The 2253-nt window shown below is 64.7% G+C and carries 3 protein-coding genes; 2 read left to right on the top strand and 1 reads right to left on the bottom strand.

What is annotated here, in order from left to right; genetic code table 11:
* Both HX846_RS33850 and HX846_RS33855 read left to right on the top strand, forming a co-directional pair.
* On the top strand, window positions 1–594 hold a 594-nt coding region (locus HX846_RS33850; protein ID WP_178967113.1), incomplete at its 5' end, for a DUF1120 domain-containing protein.
* A 15-nt stretch (window positions 595–609) separates the two neighbouring features.
* On the top strand, window positions 610–1260 hold the full coding sequence (locus HX846_RS33855; protein WP_087692824.1) for a DUF1120 domain-containing protein: 651 nt from the start codon (window positions 610–612) through the stop codon (window positions 1258–1260).
* Here HX846_RS33855 and HX846_RS33860 read toward each other — a convergent pair.
* The coding region (locus HX846_RS33860; protein WP_178967114.1) for a CynX/NimT family MFS transporter at window positions 1257–2253 on the bottom strand (997 nt) is incomplete at its 5' end. The genes HX846_RS33855 and HX846_RS33860 overlap by 4 nt on opposite strands.

Genomic DNA, 2253 nt, shown 5'->3' on the forward strand with positions numbered 1-2253 from the left:
GCCAGCGGCCGCGCCCGGGAGCTGTCGCTGCAAGCCGGCTTCGCTCCGGCGGCCTGCGAGACCACGCTGTCCAACGGCGGCATCATCGACTTTGGCCGTATGTGGTCCAGGAGCCTTAACACCGACAAGGAAACCGGGCTGGTCTCCCGCAGCCTGCTGCTGAGTATCGGCTGCGACGGCCCGACTCATTTCGCCTTGCGCATGCATGACAACCGCAAAGGCTCGGCCACCGGCGGCATCGACGAAACCGCCTACGGCCTGGGAGTGGACGACAGCCGTAATAAAATCGGCCGGTACTTCCTCTATTTCGACCCCTTCGACCTGCGCGCCGATGCCCTGCCCCAGGTATATCGCACCGACTCCACCACCGGTGGCGTGGCCTGGAGCAGCTCCAGCGCCTACCCCATCCCCATCGGCAGCAGCAGTTTGCTCGGCTTTACCGCTCTACCCGGCAGCAATGCCGGCCCCACCGCGATCCAGAACCTGAGTGGGCAGATCAGCGTGCGCGCCGTCCTGTCCCCCATGAACAGCCTGGACCTGCGTACGGAAGTACTGCTCGACGGTTCGGGCACGATTGAAATCATCTACCTCTGATCAAGGAGTATGGTCATGCACCTACGCCAGCGTTCTCTCGCAACACTTGCCCTGCTGACCCTCAGCAGCGGTGCCACGGCAGCCTCCAGTGTCGAACTCGGCGTCACCGGCTTGCTCACTCCCAGTGCCTGTACACCGGCGCTGTCGAGCAACGGGCTGATCGACTACGGCAAGATTTCCCAACAGGAGTTGAACATTGATCGCGGCAAACGCCTGCCGGTGCGCTACCTGAGCGTGACCATCAACTGCGAGGCAGCGACTCGCTACGCCCTGCGCATGAGCGACAACCGCGACGGCACCGCCAACGTCAACAGCGAAATCTACTACGGGCTGGGCCTGGACCCGAGTGGCAACAAGATCGGGCTGTACTCCCTGACCTTCGACCCCAAGCAGACGGTGATCGACAGCCTGCCGGAGGTTTACGGCACCGAGTCCACCAGCGGCGGGATCGCCTGGCGCACCGCCAACAGCAACCCGATCGACATCGGTTCGCGCAGCTTTCTCGGCTTTACCGACACCGTCGGCAGCACCAGCGGGCCGACGGCCTTCCAGACGCTGAGCAGCCTGGTCAGGGTCGATACGGTGATCGCTGCCAAGAACAATCTCGACCTCAGCAGCGACGTGCATATCGATGGTTCCAGCACTATGGAAGTGCTGTACCTCTAGACCTTTTCGCTGGTCACGCCGACATACCGCGCACGCCCGGCGCCCAGTCCCGCGATGATCGCGCCCAGGCCGATCACCGCGAAAATCCAGCCGGTGGCGTTCCAGCCACCGGTCCAGTCATGCACTAGCCCGACCGCGAACGGCCCCATGGACGCCAGGGTGTAGCCGATGCCCTGGGCCATGCTCGACAGGTTGGCGGCTACATGGGCGTCCCGTGAACGCAGCACGATCAAGGTCAGCGCCAGGCTGAAAGTGCCACCCTGGCCCAGGCCCAGCAATATCGCCCAGCCCCACAAACCGTCCAGCGGTGCATACAGGCAACCGAACAGGCCGCCCAGGGTCAGCACCATCACCACCACGATGGCCAGGCGCTGGTCCTTGCCGCGGGTGGCCAGCCAGGGCGCAGCCAGGGAACTGGCCAGTTGCACAATCACCGAACCGGAAAGCACCAGGCCCGCCTGGGTGGCGCTCAGGCCACGGCCGATCAGGATCGACGGCAGCCAGCCAAACACAATGTACGCCAGGGAGGATTGCAGGCCCATGTACAGGGTCACCTGCCAGGCCAGCGGATCACGCAACAAGCCCTTCACGCGATAGGCCACCTGGTGCGCGCCGTGTTTCTGGCCGACCTGTGGCAACCAGAACAACGCCGCGACCAACGCCGGGAGAATCCAGAACCCCAGGCCGATGTTCCAGCTGTCGCCGAAGTAATGACTCAGGGGCACCGTGGATCCCGCCGCCAGCGCTGCACCCAGGCACAGGGCCATGGTGTACACGCCGGTCATGGTGCCGGCCTGTTTGGCGAAATCGCGCTTGACGATACCGGGCAACAGCACCCCGATGATGCCGATACTCGCGCCCGCCAGCAGGCTGCCGGCGAACAGCCCGGCCTCACCGAATGAACTGCGCAGGATGATGCCGCCGGCCAGGGTCAGCAGAATGCCCAGCACCACCCGCTCGGCGCCAAAACGTCGGGCCAGGATCGGAGCCAGT

The organism is Pseudomonas sp. K5002 (assembly GCF_013386655.1).
Taxonomy (GTDB): Bacteria; Pseudomonadota; Gammaproteobacteria; order Pseudomonadales; family Pseudomonadaceae; genus Aquipseudomonas.

Bases quoted from the DNA above. Each gene is read 5' to 3' on its own strand.
- HX846_RS33855 (WP_087692824.1), top strand. From the start codon at position 610: ATGCACCTACGCCAGCGTTCTCTCGCAACACTTGCCCTGCTGACCCTC.